The organism is Nostoc sp., assembly GCF_036917815.1.
Lineage (GTDB): Bacteria > Cyanobacteriota > Cyanobacteriia > Cyanobacteriales > Nostocaceae > Nostoc.
Map to the genome: position 1 here is coordinate 1 of NZ_JBALEK010000076.1, position 1001 is coordinate 1001.

A 1001-nucleotide genomic window follows, 5' to 3' on the forward strand; every position below is an offset into this window, starting at 1 on the left:
CCTTCTAATACATTGGGATTGATTAGTGTTTGAGTTTCCCGTGGTAGTAGGGATGCAATACTGAAGTCAATTAATTTGACTTCTTTTGTTTTGGGATTAATTAAAATATTGGCGGGTTTGATGTCTTTATGAATTATTCGCTCACGGTAGAGTATATCTAAGACATTGCACAGTGCGATCGCAATTTCTAAAAACTCCATCAAAGATTCTACACTTCCCCCAACTCCCCACTCCCTATTCCCTACTCCCCACTCCTTGAGAGAAATCCCCCCAAAGTCTTCCATCACCAGCGCATAACCATTCTGATAGGGTTCCAGGCTGTAGGTTTGAATGATTAGCGGTGAGTTGAGATTTTTAGCTATGGTGTACTGATTACGAAACGACAAGAGTTCGCCCAAACTCGGATAAGGATTTTTCAGCAGTTTAATCACTACAGGCAAAGAGTCAGTTTCTCGATACCCTCGATAAACTACGGTTCTGGAACCATTGTAGAGTTCTTCGCTTACTTGATATCCGGGAATATTGACAAGAGTGCTAACCATACTGCTAAATCTTTAAGGCTTCTAGATTTAGTGTTCCCAGAATATATCAGGTTATTTATAAACAAGAGCAAAGTCTTTTACAAAGGAATTTCAATGATAAATTCTGTCCCTTCACCCAAAACCGAGTTAAAACTCAATTTTCCGCCGTGGGTTTCTTCAACGATTTGACGAGCGATCGCTAATCCTAATCCTGTACCTTTACCAACGGCTTTCGTCGTAAATAGATGGTCAAATATTTTTGATTTGACTTGTTCACTCATCCCCTTACCATTATCAGCAATAGCAATTTTAACTAGACTATTTTCAACTGAAGTTGTAATTGTAATGCAGTTAGGACTGGCTTTAATTTCCTCAAAACTGCATCCGGTATTAGATTCATCCAAGGCATCAATAGCATTTGCCAGAATATTCATAAATACCTGATTTAATTGACCAGGGAAGCATTCTATTTGAGGTAAA

2 protein-coding genes are annotated in these 1001 nt (G+C 38.7%); both read right to left on the reverse strand.

Annotated elements, in window-relative coordinates:
- Positions 1-542: serine/threonine protein kinase (locus V7K97_RS23365; protein ID WP_334803377.1), on the reverse strand; the 542-nt coding region annotated here is incomplete at its 3' end.
- A gap of 77 nt (positions 543-619) precedes the next feature.
- The coding region (locus tag V7K97_RS23370; protein WP_334803378.1) for a sensor histidine kinase at positions 620-1001 on the reverse strand (382 nt) is incomplete at its 5' end.